The following is a 24,093-nucleotide window of genomic DNA, read 5'->3' as shown; positions in this document are numbered from 1 at the left end:
GCCGGACATAATGACCGTCAACGTCATCATTATGGTGGCGTTAAAGGGAGAGATATGTTTAATGCAAAAATCCTCATCGTTGATGAGCATCGTTTGGTTGCCGCCGGCGTGCAGGCTTTATTATTAATGAATGGTTTTAATTGTGTCACTACTGCGCACACAATTAACGATGGAATTGATGATATCATTCATCATCACATCGACATACTAATATTAGATCCTGACTTTAAAGAAAAAAATGGCATCGCATTTTTACGAGACATCGTTAAATCAAAAACCTGGATGAAAGTCATTCTAATAAGCCAGGGTGGAAATAATCACTTATCTATACAATCACTTAGCCAGGGCGCTAACGGGTTCGTGTCAACCTACGATCCCATTCAAACCCTGATCGCCGCGATTGGTTGCGTCTCTAACAACGTGAATTATCTGCCTGGTGACATTCTGGATAAGCGTCAGCGTTATGCGAATGAGCAAGACATGCTTTCTCGCCTGACGGATCGTGAAAATTTGATTTTACGGCAACTCGCACAAGGAAAATCAAATAAAACCATCGCTTGCGAGCTGGGATTAAATAATAAAACCATCAGTACTTATAAAACAAAAATATTCCAAAAACTTGAGTCAAAAAACCTGGTAGATATCATCGAACTCGCACGTCGTAATGGAGCGTGCTAAAAGAAAAATCAAGACTAGTCTTGCGGATAAACAGTGTAGTGACATGGCATGATGTGCCTTGTCCTTACCCCGGACAGTTTTTAAAAAGATTGAGTTTTAAAGGAATTAATAACCACAGAGCTAATTTATTAGCCCCTTCTTCATGCTATTACAGGGCGAGTAGGTTTCTTCCCGTGCCTGGCGAAAGAAGTCCGATACTTTCGTCTGCGACTTACCGCCCTGCTTTTTTTTGATGCTTCTCACAGGCTGAACGCCACATACTTCCTTCCCTGCAAAATCCCGCTAGAGTTCACTCATCCGACCACTTTCTGAGTATGTGATCATGTCTGAACATTATGCCCACCTGTTCGTCCCGCTGGATTTGGGCTTTACCCAACTTAAAAACCGTTTTCTGATGGGCTCGATGCATACCGGATTGGAAGAACACGCCGATGGCGCAGAGCGTCTCGCCGCCTTCTACGCTGAGCGCGCGCGTGAAGGCGTGGCGTTGATTGTCACCGGCGGTATTGCGCCCAATTCGCAAGGCGTGGTGGCTCAAGGCGGAGCGATCCTAAACCAGGAAAGTCAGTGCAACTGGCACCGCGTCATCACTGATGCGGTGCATGCAGAAGGCGGGAAAATCGCGCTGCAGATTTTGCATGCTGGCCGCTACAGCTATCAACGCGATCTGGTTGCCCCTTCGGCGTTACAGGCGCCGATCAATCCTTTTACGCCGCAAGCGCTCAGCGATGCGGATATCCATCAGACCATTCAGGACTTCGCGCACTGCGCCAAACTGGCGCAACAGGCTGGCTATGACGGCGTGGAGATCATGGGTTCGGAAGGTTATCTGATTAATCAGTTTCTGGTAGCACATACCAACCAGCGTGATGATGACTGGGGCGGCGATGTGGCGCGACGTCAGCGCTTTGCGTTAGCTGTGACGCAAGCGGTGCGCGATGCCGTTGGCAGCGACTTCATCATTATCTTCCGCCTGTCGATGCTCGATCTGGTGAATAACGGCAGTTCGCTCGAGGAAACGCTGTCGCTGGCGCAAGCGCTGGAGCAGTGTGGCGTTACGCTGTTTAACAGCGGTATTGGCTGGCATGAAGCGCGTATTCCCACCATCGCCACTTGCGTGCCGCGCGCCGGTTTTGCCTGGGTCACGCAGCATCTGCGCGAGCGCGTGTCGGTGCCGGTCATTGCCACTAATCGCATCAACCATCCCGATGTTGCTGAACAGCTTCTGCTTGATGGCATCGCCGATATGGTATCAATGGCACGCCCTTTCCTCGCCGATGCGGCTTTCGTTCGTAAAGCAGAAACCGGCCAGCCCGATGCCATCAACACCTGCATTGCCTGTAATCAGGCCTGCCTCGATCAAATCTTTGTCGGCAAAGTCACCTCTTGCCTGGTGAATCCACGCGCCTGCCATGAAACGCTGATGCCGGTGATCGCCAGCGAACAGCCAAAGCAGTTAGCGGTGGTGGGTGCTGGGCCCGCAGGCATGGCGTTCGCGCTGCAGGCGGCGGAGCGCGGCCATCAGGTCACGCTGTACGAAGCCGACGCACAAATTGGCGGGCAGTTTAATATCGCCCGGCAGATTCCCGGCAAGGCCGAATTCAGTGAAACGCTGCGCTATTTCCGTCATCAGCTTGCTGCCGCAGGCGTAACCGTTAAGACGGATCACCGCGTAGACGCAGACGAACTGGAAGCTGCTGACGAAGTGATTATCGCCACCGGTATCTTGCCGCGCCAGCTGGCGATTCCCGGCATCGATCATCCCAGCGTGCTGAGCTATCTCGACGTCATACGCGATAAAAAACCGGTGGGAAGACGCGTGGCGATTATCGGCGCGGGCGGCATTGGTTTTGATACCGCTGAGTTTCTGCTGCATCAATCCAGCCATGACGATTTTTACCAAAGCTGGGGCATCGACCGAAGCCTGCAGGCGCGTGGCGGTTTGATTGCGCCACAGCCACAGCCACAGCCCGCCGATCGGCAAATCTGGCTGCTGCAACGTAAATCCGGCAAGCCGGGCGCAGGCTTAGCGAAAACTACTGGCTGGATCCACCGCGCCAGTTTGCAGGCGCACGGCGTGCAGATGTGGGGCGACGTCGAGTATTTGCAGATTGATGATGCCGGATTACATCTGCGTCATCAGGGCGAAGCGATAACGCTGGCGGTAGATAACGTGGTGATTTGTGCCGGACAGGAACCGCTGCGCCTGCTGGCGAACCAGCTCAGTGCGCGAGGTAAATCCGTTCGGGTGATTGGCGGTGCAGATGTGGCGCAGGAGCTGGATGCTCGCCGCGCCATAGCTCAGGCGACCGAACTGGCGCTGAGTATCTAATTAACGCAGTTTGACCGAACGCAGCACCACGAACTTGGCGTTAGACGCCACCAGTTCGCAGTTGCCAAACAGCTTTTTCATTTTGACGTGATAGCCGAGGTGGCGGTTGCCGACGATGCGCAACTCGCCGCCATACTGCAGGCAGCGTTTGGCATCACGCAGCATTTGCCACGCCAGATGATCGGTCACCGCGTGCTGCTGATGGAATGGCGGATTGCACAGCACCGCGTGCAGGCGATCGGACGGGAAGCCACTCAGCACGTTGTTAACGCGGAACTGACAGCGCGCCATATCCTGCGGACGGTTCACTTCTACGTTCAGTTTGCTTGATGCCACCGCCATGTAGGATTCGTCATAAAACAGCACGTCCGCGTTCGGATTCTGCTCCAGCGCCAGCAAGCCAATCACGCCATTGCCGCAACCCAGATCGAGAATCTCACCTTCAATGTCAAAAGGCAGATGCTGCATAAAGAAGCGTGCGCCCACATCCAGCGACGCGCGGGAAAACACGTTGGCGTGGTTGTGGATCTGGTACTCAGAATCATCCAGCGGCCAAACGGTGGTCGCAGGCTGATCCGCTAATTGAGGCGCGGTGTAGCGGCTATAAATCAGACGCGCTTTTTTCCACGCCAGCGAAGTTTTACTCTCGCCGAGGATGCGCTCGAAAAGTTGCAGCGTAGAGTTGTGAATGTCTTTAGCTTTCGCCGCCGCCAGAATCAGCGTGTCTGGCGTGATCACTTCGCGCAATGCACGCAGTTGATGCTCCAGCAGCGCCAGCGCTTTGGGGATTTTGATCATCACCACCGCCGGCGCGGCGGGCAGTGGCGCCAGGCTATCGATAAAGTGCACCTGATCTTCATCCATCTCATTGAGACGCAGGTTCTGTTTTGCCGCCTGTTCGCTCAGCAGCGAATCGCTGACGTGCCACACAGGTCGTGCGCCCAGCCCGCAGGTCAGCGCGCCAAAGCTGTCGTTGAACACCAATACCGGTCCCTCAGGCAGCTCTTGCTGCAGTAGGTATTCATCGGCGGAATCCCACGCCTGTAGCGGGCTTTCCTCACGCATAGGCGGGAAGCGGTGCAGCGTCAGCGTGCGATTGGTCAGTTCAAGTTGGCTCATGGAATCTCCGGCGTGGTACACTTTGCGCGATTTTCGCCCTAAAAAGGGGGCGCAGTATACTGTCTTTCGCCGGGAATCCCAATGTCATTAATCTATCTGCAGGGTTACCCTGAAAACATCCTCGAGCAGGTTCAGACGCTGATCGAACATGAGCGTTTGGGTTCATTTCTTCAGCAACGCTATCCCGATACGCACAATATCGTCAGCGACCGCGCGCTCTATGATTACACCCAGGCGCTGAAAAACCGCTATATGCGCAGCGCGCCGCCGGTGAGCAAAGTGATTTGGGACAATAAGATCAAAGTGATGAAGCACGCGTTGGGGCTGCATACGGCGATTTCGCGCGTGCAAGGCGGCAATCTAAAAGCCAAAGCGGAGATTCGCATCTCCACTTTCTTCCGCCTCGCACCGGAAGCGTTTTTGCGCATGATCGTGGTGCACGAGCTGGCACACCTCAAAGAGAAAGAGCACGACAAAGCGTTTTACCAACTCTGCTGCCACATGGAACCGGATTATCATCAGCTGGAGTTTGACGCCCGCTTGTGGATGACCGACCAGGCGATGCGCGGCAACGCGGCTTAAAGAAACTCCTGCGCTTTTTGAATCAAACTGGTTTTGGTCAGTGCGCCCATAAAACGGCGCTCCTGCGGGTTATTCAGCACCGGCAAGCGCTCAAGCGTGACGCGGGCAAAGGCTTCCCAACCTTCACGCATGCTTTGATTCTGATAAATGCAGGGAAAGTTATTGTCCATCACGCTGCTGACTGGCGAATGCAGCGTGATCTCCTGCGACAGCACCTTGCGTGAGATATCGTGAATCGACACCACACCAAGAAATTGCCCTTCGCTATTAATCACATACACATAGCGTTCACGCTTGAGTGAGCTCACCGCCAGCGCCTGCCCCACCGACTCTTCCGGCTGCAGCGCCGCGCCGGGAATGATCAACTGATCGACGCGCATGTTATCGAAATCATACTTGGCTTCGGAACGACTGAAGTGACTGCTCACCACCGGATAAGTGCTGGACGATTGCAAGCGATAGACCACCATCGACGCTAGCACCGACGCGATCATGATCGGGAACAGCAGGCTGCTATTTAGCGTCATCTCTAACACCATCAGCATCGCCATTAACGGCGCCTGACTGACCGCTGCCAGCACCGCCGCCATGCCGATTGCCGCATACAGCAAGGTATTGCCGACCGGTAAATGCAACATCACGCCAATCTGCGCCAGCGCCACGCCAAGCAGTGCGCCGATCAATAATGAAGGGGTAAACAGCCCGCCCACCGCGTTGGAGCCAACCGACAGCGTGGTCGCCAGCGTTTTTAACACCAGCAATCCCAGCAAACCCATCAGCAGATATTGGCCATCAATGATTTTGACGATCACTTCGTAACCGTTACCGAGAATATCGGTGGAGATCAGCGCCAGAAAGCCCACCGCTAATCCACCCGCGCCCAGCCGTAACGGCAGCGAACGCACCCGGCCAAACAGCGCCTTGCTGCGCGCAATGAGTTTTATTAGCAGCCAACCGGCGAATCCAGCGACAAAACCAATCAGCAACGTCATAAGCAAACTGCTGATATCCATCTGAAACAGCGCTTCGGATAACGGATAGAGCGCGCTGCGGAAACCCAGCGACCACATGGTCATCACCGCCACTGCCGACGAAACAATCAGCGGAATCAAGCGTTGCAGCGCCGAGATGCCAAACGCGATTTCCGCCACAAATATCGCTGACGCCAGCGGAGCGTGATACACCGACGACAGCCCGGCAGCAGCGGCCATCGCCACGATATCGCTATTGCGCAGATTGAGCGATTTGGGCAGCCAGCGCCCGATTAAACTGCCGCTCAGCGCCGATAACTGCACCATCGGCCCCTCTTTACCAATCGATGCGCCGCTGCCGATACTGGCAATCGACGACAGCGCACGGAACAGCGAAGTTTTGGTCGGCACCGCATCAAGGCGCGCGTTGATCACTTCCAGATAATCGGTCTGCACCGTTTCCTGTTTCTCAATCGCCACCGCATAGCGCAGGAAAAAACCGGCTATAACGCCGCCCGCGCCCACCAGCAGCGGCCAGAAGATCCACGGCCAGACATGCATCGCCACGGTGATTTCGTTATCGCTGTTGAACAGCAGGCGGTTAATGACATCGATCACGCCACGAAAGGCCAGCGTCACCAGCGAGGCCACGCATCCAACGGGGATGGCGATCAGTAATGTGGTCCAGTTCAGAGCATGTTTACTTCCACTCACCCGCGCGTCCCCGTTAAGTCGGTTAAAAAGTTGTGCGGCATCATCATATTGGAATGCGGATCTCAGGATCAAATTTCGCCTGCCTGGCGCTCAGATGAACATGTTACTCTGCCGTTTTACTTTAGCAGGAGAGCAGCACGTGATTCGTTTCGCCATCGTGGGAACCAACTGGATTACCCGCCAGTTTATCGACGCCGCGCATGAAACCGGCAAGATGAAGCTGAGCGGCGTCTATTCGCGTAATCAGCAGCAGGCCGACGCTTTTGTGGTGGATTATCCCTGCAAGCTGACCTTCACCTCACTGGATGAACTTGCCGCCAGCAGTGAGATTGATGCGGTGTATATCGCCAGTCCGAATGCGCTGCACAGTGAGCAGGCGATACTGTTTATGTCGCACGGCAAGCATGTGATTTGCGAGAAGCCGATGGCGTCTAACCTGCGTGAAGCCGAGGCGATGATTGCCTGCGCACGCCAGCATCAGGTGGTGCTGTTCGAAGCCTTTAAAACCGCCAGCCTGCCGACGTTCCTGCAACTGCAAAAAACGCTGCCACAATTGGGCAAACTGCGTAAAGCCCTGATCAACTATTGCCAGTATTCCTCGCGTTATCAACGCTATCTGGATGGCGAGAACCCGAATACCTTTAATCCTCGCTGGTCGAACGGCTCAATCATGGATATCGGCTTTTACTGCCTCGCCGCCGCCGTCACCTTGTGGGGTGCGCCGCAGCAGGTCAAAGCGCAAGCTTCCCTGCTGGAAAGTGGCGTTGATGCGCATGGCGTTGTGGTGCTGGGCTACGGCGATTTTGATGTCACGCTGTTGCACTCAAAAGTCAGCGATTCACTGATCCCGAGTGAGATTCAGGGCGAAGCGGGATCGCTGATAATTGAAAAGATCTCCGAATGCCAGCAACTGCGCTTTATCCCGCGCGGCGGTGAGAGCCAAAACCTGACGCAGCCGCAGCACATCAACACCATGCTGTATGAAGCCGAAACCTTCGCCAAATTGGTAGAAGCCGGTGAAGTTGAGCATGCGGGGTTAGAAATCTCGCGCATTACGGCGCAACTGCTCACGGAAATCCGCCGCCAGACCGGCGTGGTATTCCCGGCAGATCAGGCTGAAGTGTAAATATTGCAAAACATTTCTGGAGCCCTCTTGAAAGCGATTATCGAACTCCGTATGTTTAGCGCTGCAAAGGGGAGTAACTTGTAAGCTGATTGATCGTCATTACGATGCGCCACGCATCCGGTCGTCAGGCAACCCGGAATCCATTCTGAGTTGTAAGTGAGACCTTGCCGGAAGGCGAGGTTTGCTTGCAGCACGATTAAAGCGGCTGACGTCTTCTGACTTCAGCCGCTTTTTTTATTTCTGGAATAAGGATACGACTATGCACTCAGTTGGCACACCGTTACTTTGGGGCAGCTTCGCTGTCGTGGTGCTCATCATGCTGGCGATCGACCTGCTATTGCAGGGCCGACGTGGCGCACAAACCATGTCATTCAAACAAGCAGCGGTCTGGTCGCTGATTTGGGTGTCAGTTTCACTGCTGTTCAGCGCCGCCTTCTGGTGGTATCTCGACGGCACCGCCGGGCGCGAAGTCGCCACCGCGCAAACTCTCGCTTTCCTCACCGGCTACGTTTTAGAAAAAGCGCTGGCGGTGGATAACGTTTTTGTCTGGCTGATGCTGTTTAGCTACTTCGCCGTCCCAGCCAACCTGCAGCGCCGCGTGCTGATTTATGGCGTATTGGGCGCGATTGTGCTGCGTACCATCATGATCTTCGCTGGCAGCTATTTGGTTACCCAGTTCAGCTGGATTCTTTACGTATTCGGCGCCTTCCTGCTGTTCACCGGCCTGAAAATGGCGCTGGCGAAAGAGGAAGATGACAGCACGGTTGGCGACAAGCCGGTGGTGCGCTGGCTGCGCAAGCATCTGCGTATGACCGATAGCCTGGACGGCGAGAAGTTCTTCACCCGCAAAAACGGTGTGCTGTTTGCTACGCCGTTGCTGCTGGTGTTGATCATGGTTGAACTGAGCGATGTGATTTTCGCCGTAGACAGCATTCCCGCCATCTTCGCGGTGACCACCGATCCGTTCATTGTGCTGACCTCAAACCTGTTCGCGATTCTTGGCCTGCGCGCCATGTACTTCCTGCTGGCTAACGTGGCGGAGCGCTTCTCGATGCTGAAATATGGTCTGGCGATTGTGCTGGTGTTTATCGGTATCAAAATGCTGATCGTCGAGTTCTATCACATTCCCGTCGGCATCTCGCTGACGGTGGTGGGCGTGATTCTCGGCGGTACGCTGCTGATTAACGCCTGGGTGAACCACAGAAACGACCAGAAGAAGATCTCACCATAATCTTCTGCAGGGGCGCTAATCGCCCCTGCTTTGTTTCGCCAGTGGCAACCTTCGCCTTTTATATATCTGTCACACTTCCCATCATCAGCAGATCAAAAAACCGATCTGCCACGCATGCACAGAATTATCTCTTTCCTCATAAGCTCTTTTCCTTATACTACGCCGGGCAAACCGTTGTGCGTGGTGGAACCGCGCACAATACTCATGACCGCGAATATAAAAAGACTGTGATATGCAAAACAACTTTATTGGACGTCTGGGCGCGCTGTTCGCAGGAAGCCTGGTAAAACAAATCATGATCGGCCTGGTGGCGGGCGTGGCGCTGGCGTGGTTCTCACGTGATGCCGCACTGGCCGTTGGCTTGCTGGGCGAGCTGTTCGTGCGTGCGCTGAAAGCCGTCGCGCCGCTGCTGGTTCTGGTGCTGGTGATCTCCTCGATCGCCAACCATCAGCAGGGACAGAAAACCAATATCCGCCCGATTATCATGCTGTATCTGCTCAGCACGTTCTTTGCTGCGGTTGTGGCAGTGATCTTCAGCCATCTGTTCCCTCAGACGCTGTCGATGAACGTGGGTGCTACGCAAATTACGCCGCCGTCGGGCATTGCCGAAGTGCTGCACGGTTTGCTGATGAGCATGGTATCGAATCCGATTGAAGCGCTGATGAACGCCAACTACATCGGCATTCTGGTGTGGGCGCTGGGATTGGGCCTGGCGTTTCGTCATGCCAGCCCAAGCAGCAAAGCGTTTCTTAATGACGCGTCAAATGCCGCGACCTGGGTGGTGCGCTGCGTGATCCGCTGTGCGCCGCTGGGGATTTTTGGCCTGGTAGCTTCCATCCTTGCCTCAACCGGTTTTGATGCGCTGTGGGAATACGCCAATCTGCTCACGCTGCTGCTCGGCTGCATGCTGATTATGGCGCTGGTGATTAACCCGATGCTGGTGTTCCAGAAGATCCGCCGCAACCCTTATCCGCTGGTATTTACCTGCATGCGTGAAAGTGGCGTCACCGCATTCTTCACCCGCAGTTCCGCGGCCAATATCCCGGTGAATATGGCATTGGCGAAGCGCCTCAATCTGGATGAGGACACTTATTCCGTGTCGATCCCGCTGGGCGCCACCATCAGCATGGCCGGTGCTTCGATCACCATCACTGTGTTGACGTTGGCTGCAGTGCATACGCTGGGTATTTCGGTGGATGTTCCAACCGCCATTCTGTTGAGTCTGGTGGCGTCGCTGTGTGCCTGTGGCGCATCCGGCGTGGCCGGCGGTTCGCTGCTGCTGATCCCGGTAGCCTGCAATATGTTTGGTATTCCGAATGATTTGGCGATGCAGGTAGTGGCGGTGGGCTTCATTATTGGCGTGCTGCAGGATTCCGCCGAGACCGCGTTGAACTCCTCGACGGATATTCTGTTTACCGCCGCCGTATGCCAGGCCGAAGCTGAGCGCGAGCCGCGTCGTACGGTGTCAGAATCGGAATAATTGCTCCAGGTCGCCATTCATGGCGACCTGGTTCTACAACGTCACTCCGCTTTTAAAGATGGCTAACTCGCGGAAATCATTGGTTTCATTGCGCGCCGGTTGGCCATTGGCAATCGCCACAATCATATCGACGAAGTCCTCCAGCATCGCCGCCATACTCATCCCTTCAATCAAACGTCCGGCATTAAAATCGATCCAGTGCGGCTTCTTCTCGGCGAGCTGCGTGTTGGTGGCGATTTTCACCGTCGGCACAAAACCGCCATACGGCGTGCCGCGTCCGGTGGTAAACAGCACCATGTGACATCCCGCGCCTGCCAGCGCGCTGGTGGCCACCGCATCGTTTCCCGGCGCACTTAGCAGATTGAGTCCCGGCGTATGCAAGCGCTCACCGTACTTCAGCACATCCACCACCTGACTTTGTCCGGCCTTCTGCGTACAGCCAAGCGACTTCTCTTCCAGCGTGGTGATGCCGCCGGCTTTGTTGCCGGGTGAGGGATTCTCATAAATCGGCTGCTGGTGATCGATAAAGTAGCGCTTGAAGTCGTTAATCATCGCCACGGTTTTTTCAAAGGTGGCTTCATCGCGGCAGCGACTCATCAGGATACGCTCTGCGCCGAACATCTCCGGCACTTCGGTCAGCACCGTGGTGCCGCCGTTGGCAATCATCTGGTCGGAGAAACAGCCCAGCATGGGATTGGCGGTGATGCCGGAAAAACCATCCGAACCGCCGCACTCCAGACCAAACTTCAGCTCGCTGAGTTTGCCCGGCTGACGCTGATCTTCGCGCATGGCACGATAGAGTTCGTGCAGGCGTTCCAGCCCCGCTTCCACCTCATCATCCTGCTTCTGACACTCCATGAACTGCACGCGATCGCTATCGAAACCACCAAGCGTTTCACGGAACACATCGACCTGATTGTTCTCGCAGCCAAGGCCAATCACCAGCACCGCGCCAGCATTGGGATGGCGCACCATATTTTGCAGCATGGTGCGGGTGTTCTCGTGATCCTGTCCAAGCTGCGAACAACCAAACGGATGGCTGAACAGATGCACGCCATCAATGCCTTCGGCGTCATTGGTCTCTTTCATAAAGCGCGTCAGGATTTGCCGTGCGATGCCATTAACGCAGCCGACGGTGGGCAGAATCCATAACTCATTACGGATGCCCACTTCACCGCTGGCGCGGCGGTAGATCTGCACGTCGCGGTCGCCTGCTTGCGGCGGCAGTTCGAGGAAATCGGGTTGATAGTCGTACTCATCCACGTCGCTCAAATTGGTGCGCGCATTGCTGGAGTGGATGATCTCACCGGCCGCAATCGGCTGAGTGGCGTGCGCGATCGGCAAACCGTATTTGATCACCAGCGCATCAGTCGCTAAAGGCTGCAACGCAAATTTATGCCCGCGCCCAACCTCCTGCTGCAAGGTGATCGTCTGTTGATTGATTTCGACCTGGGTATTGGCTGGCAAATCGCGCAACGCCACAGCAACGTTGTCGCGTGAATGTATTCTAATGGCATCTTGCATAGCGTTATCTCAGTTGTGTCAACGCCGTCCGCATCCCGTGGACGATGATGTTTTGCAGGTGTTGGCTGACCGCAGCCACTAATCCGGGCCGCTGAGTGAGATCTTCGCCCCAGTGATTGGCATCGCTCAGTACCGCGCGCACCAACTGTTCCGGAGTCTGTTTATCGTTATTTACCGCTGGCCACAGCTCAGCAAAACGCTGCAGCCAGTGTTCGTCATCCTGCAGCGGCCAGTGACGCTCGCCCTCTGCACCGCGATAAAAGGCCAGCAGCGCGGCAAAGGCGAAAGTCAGGCGCACAGGCCATTGACCGTTTTGCTGCTGCGACATCAGCAGTTGCGGCAGCAAACGGGTGCGGAATTTGGTCATGCCGTTGAGGGCGATGGAGAGTAACGCATGGCGAATAAAGGGATTGCGGAAGCGACGCTGCACCGCGTCGGCAAAGGCGTGCAGCTCATCGCGCGGCAGATTCAGCGTGGGGATCACCTCATCGCGTAATAGCGCATCGACAAAACCGACCATCTGCGCGTCATCCATCGCGTCTCCCACGCTCTCCAGCCCGGCCTGAAACGCCACCGGCACCAGCGCGGTGTGTGCGCCGTTGAGGATCGCCACTTTTTGCGCTTTGTACGGCGTGATGTCCTCAACCAACTTCACTTCCGGTGCCAGCGCGTGCAGCTGCAGTTCCTGCGCCAATGCGTCCGGCCCCTGAATCACAAACTGATAATAGACTTCGCCCGCCACCAGATAACGATCTTCATAGCCCAATGAAGCTTCGATCGCCGCGCTATCCGCCGGATATCCGGTGACAATGCGATCCACCAGCGTGTTGTAGAACGCGCAGTGATCCTGCACCCAGCAGGCAAACTCCGGCGGCAGCTGCCAATGCTGGCTATAGCGCAGCACCACCTCACGCAGCGTGTCGCCGTTGTAATCGATCAGTTCACAGGGCACCACCAGCCAGCCTTTATCACTGGCGCCAGCAAAATGGTTGAAGCGCGCCCACAGCAGCTGCGTCAGCTTGCCGGGGAAGGACGAGGCGGGCGTATCGTCCAGCCGATCCTGCTCTGCGAAGGCAATGCCCGCTTCCGTGGTATTGGAGAAGACAAAACGCATTTGTGGCGCGCGTGCCAGCGCGAGAAATTCGTCAAACTGTTGATACGGCTGGATTTCACGATTCACGCTGCGGATCAGGCGAGCTTCACTCACCTGCTCGCCCGCCGTGTTTAGCCCGCGAATCAGTGTGGTGTACAAGCCATCTTGCTGATTAAGCGTCTCTTCCACCACGCGATTGCGCGGCCGCACCACCACCACGCCCGCATCGGTGTCTTGATATTGATTAAGCCAGTCGAGTTGCCAGTCGATAAAAGCGCGCAGGAAATTGCCTTCACCAAACTGGATAACGCGTTCGCTATAGTGCGCGCCGGGAAAATCGTGACGGTTAAGTCGCTGCATCATCAGGCTCCCAGCTCAATGCCGAAGTAATCGCGCGCATTGTTGAAACTGATGTTCTGTACCATCTGCCCTAACAACGCTTCGTCGGCAGGCGCTTCGCCCCGCTCCACCCAATTGCCGATCATCTGGCACAACAGACGACGGAAATATTCGTGGCGCGTGTAGGAGAGGAAGCTGCGGCTGTCGGTCAGCATGCCGACAAAACGGCTCAGCAGGCCGATTTGCGCCAGCTGTGTCATCTGGCGCTGCATGCCATCCAGCTGATCGTTGAACCACCACGCCGAACCAAATTGCATCTTGCCCGGTTCGCCTTCACCCTGGAAATTGCCCGCCATGGTCGCCAGCACTTCGTTATCGCGCGGGTTGAGGCAGTAAAGGATGGTTTTAGGCAGCGCGTTATTGCGGTTTTGCGCATCCAGCAGGCGTGCCAGCGGTATCGCCAGCGGCGCATCATTAATCGAATCGAAACCAACATCCGGGCCGAGGATATCGAACTGGCGGCGATTAGCGTTGCGCAGCGCGCCAATGTGATACTGCTGCGCCCAGCCACGGCGCGCATATTCGCTGCCGAGCCACACCAGCACGGCAGTTTTGAATTGGGCCGTCTCTTCAGCGGAAGGCGCTGCGCCTTGCAGTCGACGAGCCAGAATGCCGTCCAGCGTGGCCTCATCCGCTTCCGCAAACAGCACCACATCCAGCGCGTGATCGGAGATTTTGCAGCCATGCGCAGCGAAGTGATCGAGTCGCTGGCTTAAGGCGCGACGCAGATCGTCAAAGCGCAGCACGCTGACATCCGCCACCTGCTCTAAGCGCTGAATCCATGGCAGGAAGCTCTCCAGCTCAATATTGAAGGCTTTGTCCGGACGCCAGCTCGGCAGCACTTTGACGTCGAAACTGTTGTCCTGCGCCAGCTTGCGGTGATGCTGTAAGTCATCGAGCGGATCGTCGGTGGTGCCGACCATTTTCACCTTCATCTGCTGCATGATGCCGCGCGCGCTGAATGCGTCCTGCGCCAGTAACTCATTGCACTGCTGCCAGATGCGTTCCGCGCTCTGTTCGTTCAACAGCACATCGGTGATGCCAAAAGGTCGACGCAATTCGAGATGCGTCCAGTGATAGAGCGGATTGCCGATGGTATGCGGCACGGTGCACGCCCAGGCATTAAATTTCTCACGGTCGCTGGCATCGCCGGTACACAACGCTTCCGGCACGCCGTTAGCGCGCATCGCACGCCATTTGTAGTGATCGCCTTTGAGCCAGATGTCATAGAGGTTGGTGAAGCGGTAGTTATCGGCAATCTGCTGCGGCGGTAAGTGACAGTGATAGTCGAAAATCGGCTGGTCTTTGGCGTAGTCATGGTACAGACGACGGGCGAACTCGGTGTCGAGTAGAAAATCCTCACTCATAAAACGCGACATACCTGCTTCCTCATTTTGTAGCCAGATGGCTTTTAACCAAAAGTTATCATACCAATTTAGGCGAACGGCAAAATTGTTTGCGATCCGACTCACAATAATGACAGTTTCACTGTGGGTATATGGACGATTCTGTTGTGGATATTGCGTTAAATGGCTGTTTTAACGATCTTTCGCTCTAACACACACGCGCCGCAAGGTTTATGTGATGGCATTCAACTTTTGAAGCTGTATAACAAGTTAACCTCTCGCTCCGTTGCTAAAGGGATTAATGGCACAGGCAAGGAACTGCGGGAGTGAGCAGCGCTGTTCACATCTTCCCGCTCCAGATAACTACAGCGGTAAAACCGCAACGACAGACTGGACGAGGTTAATAATGCGTAAGATCAAAGGGCTACGCTGGTACATGATTGGGCTGGTGACGCTGGGCACGGTGCTCGGCTACCTGACGCGCAATACCATTGCCGTTGCGGCGCCCACGCTGGAAACGCAGTTGGGTATTACCACGCAACAATATTCCTATATCGTCGCCGCCTACTCGGCGTGCTACACCATCATGCAGCCGGTGGCCGGTTATGTGCTGGACATGCTCGGCACCAAAATCGGTTATGCGGTGTTTGCCGTGCTGTGGGCGATCTTCTGTGCCGCAACCGCGATGGCGGGCAGTTGGGGCGGCTTTGCGCTGGCGCGCGGTGCGGTTGGCGCAGCCGAAGCAGCGATGATTCCGGCCGGTCTGAAAGCCAGTAGCGAGTGGTTCCCCGCCAAAGAGCGTTCGGTGGCGGTGGGCTATTTCAACGTGGGATCGTCGATTGGTGCGATGCTGGCGCCGCCGCTGGTGGTGTGGGCGATCATGGCGCACAGCTGGCAAATGGCGTTCATTATTACCGGCGTGCTGAGCATGGTGTGGGCCATCTGCTGGCTGGTGTTTTACAAACATCCCAAACAGCAAACCAAGCTGAGCGATGAGGAGCGTCACTACATCATTGCCGGCCAGGAGCTGCAGCATCAAACCGGTAATAACAAGAAGATGTCGGCGCGCCAGATCCTGCGCAATCGTCAGTTCTGGGGCATTGCGCTGCCGCGTTTCCTCGCCGAACCGGCGTGGGGAACCTTCAACGCGTGGATACCGCTATTTATGTTCAAAGTGTACGGCTTCAACCTGAAAGAGATCGCCATGTTTGCCTGGATGCCGATGCTGTTCGCCGATCTCGGCTGCATTGTCGGCGGTTACTTGCCGCCGCTGTTCCAGCGCTGGTTTGGCGTCAACCTTATCGTCTCGCGCAAGCTGGTGGTCACCATGGGCGCAGTGTTGATGATTGCGCCAGGCACTATCGGTTTGTTCACCAGTCCGTATGTCGCGATTGGGCTGCTGTGCGTTGGCGGGTTTGCCCATCAGGCGCTTTCTGGTGCGCTGATCACCCTCTCTTCAGATGTATTTGGCCGCAACGAAGTGGCTACCGCCAATGGCTTAACCGGCATGGCGGCTTGGACGGCGAGCACCATGTTTGCGCTGGTGGTCGGGGCGCTGGCCGATACGCTGGGCTTCAGCCCGCTGTTTGCAGCGCTGGCGGTGTTTGATCTGTTAGGCGCGGTGGTTATCTGGACGGTCCTGAAAAATCAGCCGGTTTCTGAACTCGACGATCAGCCCGCAGTGCAGTCCGCTGCGGTACGCACCTAACCTCATCGGGCTGGCATCGGCCAGCCCATTTCCTCTGTGCGGCTGAAGTGGTATAACAACTCAACTTTCTCCCACAGCGGACCGCGCAATGGACCTGACCGAATCACGACGCCTCTATCAACAGCTCGCCAGTGAACTCAAACGCCGCATTGAAGCCGCCGATTACCGGGTTGGCGACAAGCTGCCTGCCGAACGTCTGATTGCGGAAGAGATGCAGGTGAGCCGTACCGTGGTGCGTGAAGCGATCATCATGCTGGAAGTGGAAGGTTACGTGGAGGTGCGGAAAGGTTCCGGCATTCACGTGATCAGTAGCCAGCAGCAGAACCGCGTGGTGACCTCCAGCCAGCTGGAGTTCGCCAATTTCGGTCCCTTCGAGTTATTGCAGGCGCGCCAGCTGATTGAAAGCAACGTGGCTGAGTTTGCCGCCACGCAGGTAACGCGTCAGGACATCGTGGCATTGATGGCGATTCAGGAGAAAGCGCGTCAGGAAGATCATTCGCGCGATTCGGCGTGGGATATGGAGTTTCACGTGCGCATCGCACAATCTACGCAGAACAGCGCCTTAGCGGCAATTGTCGAGAAGATGTGGCTACATCGTCTGCACAATCCTTACTGGCTGAAGCTGCACGAACACATTGATGCCAAAAATATCACCAGTTGGTGTGACGATCACGACCAGATCCTCAAAGCCCTAATCCGCAAAGATCCCGCCGCCAGTAAGCTGGCAATGTGGCAACATCTGGAAAATACTAAGCAGATGCTGTTTAACGCCACCACCGACGATTTTGAATTTAACGTCGACCGTTACATGTTTGCTGAAAATCCGGTCATCCTGCCTGAAGGTAGCGAAAACCCACGCTGATCCTGCTTATTTTTCAGCCGTTTTGTTGTCGAAAAAGTCAGTTAGTCTGCAATAGTGTCAGCTCATGTAAAGCTCCTTTGGACCACCTGCGTCTAAAGGTAAAACTCCTGTGCGGCGGGCACTTTCCCCTGTCTGGATAACGTTATTTTTGTTACAGTTATCGCCCTTTTATTACCCTTTGCGACAGGGCTTTTATAAAGTCGCTGATTTAACAATCAATTCTGGAAGGATCCGGAAACTCCTGCTCAGGCTGCTTATCTAAAATGTATAACCAACGCCAGTCTGCGCCTAAGCCCCTCACGGGCACGTTTAACAATGATGTTCAGGAATGATTGATGGATATTTTGCAAGCATTGCTGCATGCCTTATGGCAGCAGGATTACGAAATGCTCTCCGACCCGACGCTGGTTTGGGCCATTTATGGCGTGCTGTTCATGATTCTGTTTCTGGAAAATGGACTGCTGCCCGCCGCGTTTTTGCCCGGCGATAGTTTACTGATTCTGGTGGGTGTGCTGATTGCTAAAGGCACCATGGGTTTCCCGCTGACACTGCTGATTCTGACCACCGGCGCCAGCCTTGGCTGCTGGGTAAGCTACATTCAGGGTCGCTGGCTCGGTAATACGCCTACCGTGCAAAAATGGTTATCGCACCTGCCTGCGCAATATCATCAACGCGCCCACCGACTGTTCCATCGCCATGGCTTGTCTGCATTGCTGGTGGGTCGCTTTATTGCCTTCGTCCGCACCTTGCTCCCGACCATCGCCGGGCTTTCTGGCCTGAGTAATGCGCGCTTTCAGTTCTTCAACTGGGTAAGTGGCTTCCTGTGGGTGCTGATCCTTACCGTGCTGGGCTTCGCGCTGGGCAAAACTCCGATTTTCCGTCGTTACGAAGATGAACTGATGTTGTGCCTGATGCTGCTGCCGCTGGTGCTGCTGGTTATTGGTCTGGTCGGTTCTTTAGTGGTGATTTGGCGCAAACGTCAGTCGACGCGTAACGGGAATTCACAGTCATGATCAAACTCCGTGGATTCCCAAGGCGTTTCCTGCCTTGGGCGCTGGGTGGCGCGTTGGCGCTGCTGGCGATCTGTTTCGTTCCGACCCTGATGCAGCATGAAACCGTGGTGCAGATTCGTGTCGCCAACAGCGGCACCAATCTGCCCGATGGTTTTTATCTCTATCAGCAACTTTCCGCACAGGGCGTGCGTATCAAAAGTATTACGCCTTCAGGCGATGCGCTGGTGATTCATTTTGAGAATGAAGAGCAGAGCCTCGCGGCGCAGAAAGTGTTGAAGCGCCTGTTGCCACAAGGCTTTGTCGTTGCCGCTGGCCCGCAGGCTTCGCAGCAATATCCCGACGCTAATCGCCCAACTTACAGCTAAATTCCACCGCCTGACGTTAAGCCAGGCGGTGAGCTAATCCTCGCTATCCCCGCGTCTTCTTTGAATTTTTTCGTCTGCTGTCTATCCTTAGAGGTAGCGTAAGCCTAAGACATGCTGGGAAGCCTCTCCTGTCTGCTCTCAGGCAGGTCATCAACAATGGAAGGTCACAACCTGATGAAACATCAATTACTGCTAGGTGCTATTCTTTTTTCACTCTCGGGTTCGCTGCTGGCGGCTGAATCGCTCTGCCAACAAAAAGAGCAGGATATTCAGCGCGAGATCGATATGGCGAAACAGCACGACAACCAGCGCCGCGTCACCGGGCTGGAGCGCGCGTTGACCGAAGTCCGCGCAGGCTGCACCGATGAGAAGCTGAAATCCGCACACAGTGAACGTATCGCCGATCAGAAGCACAAAATCGCCGAACGTGAGCGTGAGCTGAAAGAAGAGCGTCAGGATGGCGACAAGGACAAAATTGAGAAGCGCGAACGTAAGCTGGAAGAGGCGCAGCACGAACTGAAAAAGCTTGAAGCTGAACCTTATTAATCGGACTTAACTAAATGCTGTAAAAGGAGATTTCCATGGCTAAAGAATCAACATCTGAACATCTGCGCGCTGAATTGAAAAATCTGGCTGATACCCTGGAAGAAGTGCTGAGCAGCTCAGCAGATAAATCCAAAGGTGAGCTGGATAAGCTGCGTCATAAAGCGCGCGGCGCTATTGAAAGCTCCCGTGAACGTCTCGGCGATTCCGGCGAACGTATTGCACAAACCACGCGTGAAGCGGCGGAGAAAGCGGACGAATACGTGCGTGATAATCCTTGGCACGGCGTGGGTATTGGTGCAGCGGTAGGTATTCTCATCGGCATTTTAATCTCACGGCGTTAATGATGAGTGATAGTCAGCAAAGCCACGGCCCGGGCAAAGGGGTCTTTAACATCGGTCAACGGATAGTTACCACGCTGGTCAGCATGGTCGAGACGCGTGTCCGACTGGCGATTGTGGAACTGGAAGAGGAAAAGGCAAACCTGATTCAGATGCTGATGATGGTGGGCCTTACTATGCTGTTTACCGCTTTCGGTCTTATGAGCCTGATGGTACTGATCATCTGGGCGGTGGATGCACAATATCGTTTGATGGCGATTGCGATTACCACTGCGGTACTGTTTGCGCTGGCGCTGATCTTCGGTTTGTGGACGTTGTACAAATCGCGTCAGTCAACGCTACTGCGCCATACGCGTAAAGAGCTGGATACCGATCGCAAACTGCTGGAGGAGCATCGCTCATGAGCCGCCGCGAACGTGAAGCACGCATTCACGAACTGCTCAATCAGGTGCAGCAGCAGCGGCTTGATCTCAGCGCCGACAGCCGCGACTGGCTGACCAGCACCGCGCAATACGATCGCGGATGGTTAACCATCATCGGCATGCGTCGTTATCTGGCGATTGGCAGCAGCGCTTTGGCCATCTGGTCGATTCGCAGCCCCAATCGTCTGCTGCGCTGGGCCAAGCGTGGTTTCGGCGTCTGGAGCACATGGCGCATGATCAAATCAACCTTGAATACCCGCTAATTCCTCTCTCTAAAACCGGATCTAGTCGATTCGGTTTCGCCCTCCTCAAATTTACTGAATAACATTGACAGTTTATCTCGCTTACAACTCTTTCAACCTGCGATTATCATCTCCCTCCATCAGCCCACTGAACTGAAACAACCGGTTCAAGGGGATTCAAAACCCGCAGGCCAACAACCTGCAACAAAAACCTTGTTGGAGTAGATGATGAAAAAATTCGAAGACTCAGGCCTGCTGGTAGCACGCGTATTAATGACCATTCTGTTTATTACCGCAGGCTGGGGCAAAATCACTGGCTACGCCGGTACCGCACAATACATGCAGGCGATGGGCGTCCCAGGCTTCCTGCTGCCGCTGGTTATTCTGCTGGAGTTCGGCGGCGGTCTGGCTATTCTGTTCGGTTTCCTGACGCGCTTTACCGCACTGTTCACCGCTGGCTTCACCCTGCTGACCGCATTCCTGTTCCACAGCAACTTCGCGGAAGGTGTTAACCAGCTGATGTTCATGAAAAACCTCTCCATCGCCGGTGGTTTCCTGGTGTTGGGTCTGGTAGGTCCGGGCGCTTACAGCATTGACCGTCTGATTCGTCAGCGCGTTCAGCCAGCGACCGCACGCTAAGCAGCATAAGCGTTAGAGAACACATATACTGAATCACAGGGGCGAGGATTTTCCTCGCCCCTTTTTATTATGGAGGGCTTATGGGACAGCTGATTGACGGTGTCTGGCACGACACCTGGTACGATACGAAGTCAACCGGTGGCCGCTTCAAACGCACAGAAGCCGTCTGGCGTAACTGGGTTACCGCCGATGGCAGCGCCGGTCCAACCGGCAAAGCGGGCTTCGCTGCTGAGCGTGGTCGCTATCATCTTTACGTCTCGCTTGCCTGCCCGTGGGCGCATCGCACGCTGTTGATGCTAAAGCTCAAGGGATTAGAAGAGATGATTTCAGTTTCGGTGGTGCATCCGCTGATGCTGGAGAACGGCTGGACCTTTGACGCCAGCTTCCCGGACGCCACCGGCGACGCGCTGTATCAAAAAGAGTTTCTCTATCAGATCTATCTGCACGCCGATGCGCACTATTCCGGCCGCGTGACCGTGCCGGTGCTGTGGGATAAAACCCAGCAAACCATCGTTAGCAATGAATCCGCCGACATCATGCGCATGCTCAACAGCGCGTTCGATGCGCAAGGTGCCCGTGCGGGTGACTATTATCCGGCCGTGCTGCGCGACAAGATTGATGATGTGAACAGCTGGGTGTACGACACGGTTAACAATGGTGTGTATAAAAGTGGTTTTGCCACTTCGCAAGCGGCTTACGATGAATCGGTAACGGCGCTGTTCCATTCGTTAGCGCGTCTCGAACAGATTCTCGGCCAACACCGTTATCTCACAGGCGACCAACTGACCGAAGCGGATTTACGCTTGTGGACCACGCTGGTGCGCTTCGATCCGGTCTACGTCACCCACTTTAAGTGCGATCGTCACCGCATCAGTGATTACCGCAATCTGAGCGGCTTCCTGCGCGACATCTATCAAATGCCGGGCATCGCCGACACGGTGAATTTGCCGCACATCCGTCATCACTACTATTGCAGCCACAAAACCATCAACCCAAGCGGCGTGATTTCGCTGGGCCCAGCATTTGACTGGGATGAACCGCACGGGCGGGGTTAACTCCCCCACGCTAACCCTCTCCCAAAGGGAGAGGGAACTGTTAATGCGATTAATCTTCCTCACTCTGGGAGAAGATTAGGATGAGGGCAAAACTCGCCGCTCCCGCCTCAGAGAAACAGGCAATTATCAGGCAGAATCAGACTCACTCTCCCGCCATCACCCTGGCTACAGTTGACGAACATTCACCGTAAACTGGAGCGACTATGAAAACCTACGGTTATGCTGCCCTGAGCGCTGACGCGCCGTTAACCCCGTTTGCCTTCGAGCGCCGCGCACTGCGCAGCAATGATGTGGCCATCGAAATCCTTTACTCCGGCGTATGCCACAGTGATTTGCATCAGGCGAGAAATGACTGGCAGGAGTGGGGCCCAACGGTTTATCCGCTTGTGCCCGGCCATGAAATAATCGGCCGCGTAATGGATATCGGCAGCGACGTTAAACGCTACAAGCCCGGTCAACTGGTGGCGGTCGGCACCATTGTTGATAGCTGCCAGACTTGCGATCAGTGTCGCCGCCAGGAAGAGCAGATGTGTCGTGAATTTCCCACGGTGACCTACAACGGCCGCGATCGCCAGACCGGCGACATCACTTACGGCGGCTATGCCAAACATGTGGTGGTGCGTGAAGAGTTTGTCCTGAATGTGCCGGAAGGACTCGATCCGGCGCGCGCTGCCCCCTTGCTGTGCGCCGGCATCACCGTCTATTCGCCGTTACGCACCTGGAATGTTGGGCCGGGATCGCGCGTTGGCGTGGTGGGCATCGGTGGATTGGGTCATCTGGCGGTGCGGCTGGCGGCGGGCTTGGGTGCAGAAGTCACGGTGATTACCCGCAGCGCGGCCAAAGCCGAAGAGGCGCACCAACTCGGCGCAGAGCATGTGTTGCTTTCCACTTCAGACAAGGCAATGCAGCAGGCAGCATCATCGTTTGATGTGATCATCGATACTATTCCAACCCGTCACGATGTCTCACCCTACGTGCAATTGCTGGATGTCGAGGGTGCGCTGGTGATTGTGGGCGCGCTCGGCAATATGGAAGCATTCAGTTCGTTACCACTGATTATGGGCCGCCGCCGCATTACCGGTTCACCTTCGGGTGGTATTGCGGAAACGCAGGAGATGCTGGATTTCTGCGCGCGCAAAAACATCCATCCGGATTGTGAAACCATCAATATGCAGCAAATCAATGATGCTTTTAAGCGCATGGAGCGAGGCGATGTGAAGTATCGCTTTGTGATTGATATGGCATCATTAACTGCCGATTAATGGCCGTTCAGCATCAGCCGGTGCGCCCGGCTGATGCTAGCGTATCGCAATAGCCAGATTGCCTATTCCCGCCAGAAGTTGCTCCTTATCCCGCATCGGCGTCGCGCCAAACATGCGCTTATATTCACGATGGAATTGCGTCACGCTTTCATAGCCGACGCGGATTGCCGCACTTGATGCATCCACCGGCTCTGCAATCAGCAACCGGCGCGCTTCATGCAGGCGTAGCTGCTTCTGAAATTGCAGCGGGCTCATGGTAGTCATGCGGCGGAAATGGTGATGCAAAGTAGAAACGCCCATGCCCGCCAGTTGCGCTAACGCTTCGACTTTCAGCGGTTGTTCATAGTTTTCTCGCAGCCAGTTAATGGCAATTGAGACACGCTGGCTACTGGTTCCCGTCAAAACCGTTTCACGAAACACGCTGCCCGCTTCACTGGTTAAGATGCGGTACAGGATTTCGCGCTGAATGAGATCGCTGACATAGCTGCTGTTATGCGGCGAATCTTGATTAGCGAGATAGCGCAGCACCGCATGTAACAGAGCGCAGTCTGCCGCGCCCAGCGACATGCCAGTATTCTGCCGATTAATGCGGTTGCCATGCTGCTCCATATCGGCAATCACTTCCCGAGCCAGCGGTAAATTTAGCTGGAGCAGCAATGACATAAACGGGGCTTCTGCGCTGGCGTACGGGACTTCTGCAACGGTAGGCAAATTGACGGCGGTGAGGAAAAAACGCGACTCGTTATAGGTGTAAAGCGTATCGCCAAAGGAGACGCGTTTTTCACCCTGAATAATCAGCGAGAGGCTGGGTTCATAAATGTAGGACATCGGCGGCGTCGGCTCATGCAACTCGGCCATCATCACGCCGCGAAATGGCGTCACGATATTGGTCCTGTTGCCGGTGTGGCGCTGTAAGTGTGCCGCAATCTCCTGACGCAACGTGGCGGTTTCATCGCGTAGCGTGTTTGGCCAGCGATCGATCTGCTGAAGATGCATGCTATGTTCACCTGTGATTGAGCAGAGCAGAATGATCGCTAGCCTAAACT

The 24,093-nt window shown here is 55.1% G+C and carries 23 protein-coding genes; 17 read left to right on the top strand and 6 right to left on the bottom strand.

The genetic code is table 11. From position 1 onward, the window contains the following. The first annotated feature begins 54 nt into the window (after nucleotides 1–54). On the top strand, nucleotides 55–678 hold the full coding sequence (locus BM323_RS07100) for a response regulator transcription factor (RefSeq protein ID WP_008103476.1): 624 nt from the start codon (nucleotides 55–57) through the stop codon (nucleotides 676–678). Nucleotides 679–1,000: 322 nt separating this feature from the next. After that, nucleotides 1,001–3,010: an NADPH-dependent 2,4-dienoyl-CoA reductase gene (locus tag BM323_RS07095; protein WP_008103478.1), complete on the top strand. Its 2,010-nt coding sequence runs from the start codon at nucleotides 1,001–1,003 to the stop codon at nucleotides 3,008–3,010. On the opposite strand, the gene rlmG is transcribed toward BM323_RS07095, so the two are convergent. After that, on the bottom strand, nucleotides 3,011–4,129 hold the full coding sequence (gene rlmG / locus BM323_RS07090) for a 23S rRNA (guanine(1835)-N(2))-methyltransferase RlmG (RefSeq protein WP_008103480.1): 1,119 nt from the start codon (nucleotides 4,127–4,129) through the stop codon (nucleotides 3,011–3,013). It abuts the gene before it with no gap. Nucleotides 4,130–4,210: 81 nt separating this feature from the next. Here rlmG and BM323_RS07085 point away from each other — a divergent pair, with 81 nt between their 5' ends. After that, nucleotides 4,211–4,711, top strand: a complete 501-nt coding sequence (locus tag BM323_RS07085; RefSeq protein ID WP_008103482.1) for a M48 metallopeptidase family protein — start codon at nucleotides 4,211–4,213, stop codon at nucleotides 4,709–4,711. Here the strand turns inward: BM323_RS07085 and BM323_RS07080 are convergent. Continuing rightward, complete coding sequence (locus BM323_RS07080; protein ID WP_008103484.1) at nucleotides 4,708–6,396, bottom strand: chloride channel protein; 1,689 nt, start codon at nucleotides 6,394–6,396, stop codon at nucleotides 4,708–4,710. The genes BM323_RS07085 and BM323_RS07080 overlap by 4 nt on opposite strands. A gap of 139 nt (nucleotides 6,397–6,535) precedes the next feature. On the opposite strand from BM323_RS07080, the gene BM323_RS07075 reads away from it, so the two are divergent. The 3 genes from BM323_RS07075 (at nucleotide 6,536) to sstT (ending at nucleotide 10,233) form a co-directional block, all read left to right on the top strand. Then, nucleotides 6,536–7,522: a Gfo/Idh/MocA family protein gene (locus BM323_RS07075; protein ID WP_008103486.1), complete on the top strand. Its 987-nt coding sequence runs from the start codon at nucleotides 6,536–6,538 to the stop codon at nucleotides 7,520–7,522. A gap of 259 nt (nucleotides 7,523–7,781) precedes the next feature. Further along, nucleotides 7,782–8,753 carry a TerC family protein gene (locus BM323_RS07070; RefSeq protein ID WP_008103489.1) on the top strand — a complete coding sequence of 324 codons (972 nt, stop codon included), beginning with the start codon at nucleotides 7,782–7,784 and terminating at the stop codon, nucleotides 8,751–8,753. Between the two features lie 232 nt (nucleotides 8,754–8,985). Next, nucleotides 8,986–10,233: a serine/threonine transporter SstT gene (sstT, locus tag BM323_RS07065; RefSeq protein ID WP_008103491.1), complete on the top strand. Its 1,248-nt coding sequence runs from the start codon at nucleotides 8,986–8,988 to the stop codon at nucleotides 10,231–10,233. Nucleotides 10,234–10,266: 33 nt separating this feature from the next. On the opposite strand, the gene BM323_RS07060 is transcribed toward sstT, so the two are convergent. The 3 genes from BM323_RS07060 to uxaC are packed head-to-tail and all read right to left on the bottom strand — an operon-like array spanning nucleotide 10,267 to nucleotide 14,628. After that, entirely contained in the window at nucleotides 10,267–11,757 is a 1,491-nt protein-coding gene (locus BM323_RS07060) for a UxaA family hydrolase (RefSeq protein WP_008103493.1), read from the bottom strand. 4 nt (nucleotides 11,758–11,761) lie between these two features. Further along, nucleotides 11,762–13,210 (bottom strand): tagaturonate reductase, encoded by a 1,449-nt coding sequence (locus BM323_RS07055; RefSeq protein ID WP_008103495.1) that lies wholly within the window; start codon nucleotides 13,208–13,210, stop codon nucleotides 11,762–11,764. A gap of 2 nt (nucleotides 13,211–13,212) precedes the next feature. Then, nucleotides 13,213–14,628: a glucuronate isomerase gene (gene uxaC, locus BM323_RS07050; RefSeq protein ID WP_008103497.1), complete on the bottom strand. Its 1,416-nt coding sequence runs from the start codon at nucleotides 14,626–14,628 to the stop codon at nucleotides 13,213–13,215. Between the two features lie 373 nt (nucleotides 14,629–15,001). Here uxaC and BM323_RS07045 point away from each other — a divergent pair, with 373 nt between their 5' ends. The 11 genes from BM323_RS07045 to BM323_RS06995 all read left to right on the top strand — a co-directional run bounded on the left by BM323_RS07045 (nucleotide 15,002) and on the right by BM323_RS06995 (nucleotide 23,047). Continuing rightward, nucleotides 15,002–16,303, top strand: a complete 1,302-nt coding sequence (locus BM323_RS07045; protein ID WP_008103499.1) for an MFS transporter — start codon at nucleotides 15,002–15,004, stop codon at nucleotides 16,301–16,303. A gap of 88 nt (nucleotides 16,304–16,391) precedes the next feature. Beyond that, on the top strand, nucleotides 16,392–17,165 hold the full coding sequence (gene exuR, locus BM323_RS07040) for a transcriptional regulator ExuR (RefSeq protein WP_008103503.1): 774 nt from the start codon (nucleotides 16,392–16,394) through the stop codon (nucleotides 17,163–17,165). A gap of 335 nt (nucleotides 17,166–17,500) precedes the next feature. Beyond that, nucleotides 17,501–18,178, top strand: coding sequence for a DedA family protein (locus tag BM323_RS07035; protein WP_008103505.1), 678 nt, complete (start codon nucleotides 17,501–17,503; stop codon nucleotides 18,176–18,178). Beyond that, nucleotides 18,175–18,543, top strand: a complete 369-nt coding sequence (gene mzrA, locus BM323_RS07030) for an EnvZ/OmpR regulon moderator MzrA (RefSeq protein WP_008103507.1) — start codon at nucleotides 18,175–18,177, stop codon at nucleotides 18,541–18,543. The genes BM323_RS07035 and mzrA overlap by 4 nt, the downstream gene beginning before the upstream one ends. 174 nt (nucleotides 18,544–18,717) lie before the next feature. Then, entirely contained in the window at nucleotides 18,718–19,089 is a 372-nt protein-coding gene (locus tag BM323_RS07025) for a DUF1090 domain-containing protein (protein ID WP_139221405.1), read from the top strand. A gap of 35 nt (nucleotides 19,090–19,124) precedes the next feature. Beyond that, complete coding sequence (locus tag BM323_RS07020) at nucleotides 19,125–19,430, top strand: ElaB/YgaM/YqjD family protein (RefSeq protein ID WP_008103512.1); 306 nt, start codon at nucleotides 19,125–19,127, stop codon at nucleotides 19,428–19,430. A gap of 2 nt (nucleotides 19,431–19,432) precedes the next feature. Beyond that, nucleotides 19,433–19,831 carry a phage holin family protein gene (locus tag BM323_RS07015; RefSeq protein ID WP_175501688.1) on the top strand — a complete coding sequence of 133 codons (399 nt, stop codon included), beginning with the start codon at nucleotides 19,433–19,435 and terminating at the stop codon, nucleotides 19,829–19,831. Beyond that, entirely contained in the window at nucleotides 19,828–20,112 is a 285-nt protein-coding gene (locus tag BM323_RS07010) for a YqjK-like family protein (protein ID WP_008103516.1), read from the top strand. Before BM323_RS07015 ends, BM323_RS07010 begins: the two co-directional genes overlap by 4 nt. 207 nt (nucleotides 20,113–20,319) lie before the next feature. Next, a complete protein-coding gene (locus BM323_RS07005) occupies nucleotides 20,320–20,730 on the top strand; it encodes a DoxX family protein (RefSeq protein ID WP_008103518.1) in 411 nt (136 codons plus the stop codon). Nucleotides 20,731–20,810: 80 nt separating this feature from the next. Continuing rightward, nucleotides 20,811–21,785 carry a glutathione S-transferase family protein gene (locus tag BM323_RS07000; protein ID WP_008103520.1) on the top strand — a complete coding sequence of 325 codons (975 nt, stop codon included), beginning with the start codon at nucleotides 20,811–20,813 and terminating at the stop codon, nucleotides 21,783–21,785. A 203-nt stretch (nucleotides 21,786–21,988) separates the two neighbouring features. Further along, nucleotides 21,989–23,047: an NAD(P)-dependent alcohol dehydrogenase gene (locus tag BM323_RS06995; RefSeq protein WP_008103522.1), complete on the top strand. Its 1,059-nt coding sequence runs from the start codon at nucleotides 21,989–21,991 to the stop codon at nucleotides 23,045–23,047. Nucleotides 23,048–23,083: 36 nt separating this feature from the next. On the opposite strand, the gene BM323_RS06990 is transcribed toward BM323_RS06995, so the two are convergent. After that, nucleotides 23,084–24,043, bottom strand: a complete 960-nt coding sequence (locus BM323_RS06990) for an AraC family transcriptional regulator (protein ID WP_008103524.1) — start codon at nucleotides 24,041–24,043, stop codon at nucleotides 23,084–23,086. Between the last annotated feature and the right edge of the window lie 50 nt (nucleotides 24,044–24,093).

The sequence above is a fragment of the Pantoea sp. YR525 genome, assembly GCF_900116775.1.
In the GTDB taxonomy this organism is placed as follows: Bacteria; Pseudomonadota; Gammaproteobacteria; order Enterobacterales; family Enterobacteriaceae; genus Pantoea; species Pantoea symbiotica.
This window is presented reverse-complemented; position numbering and strand designations above follow the sequence as displayed.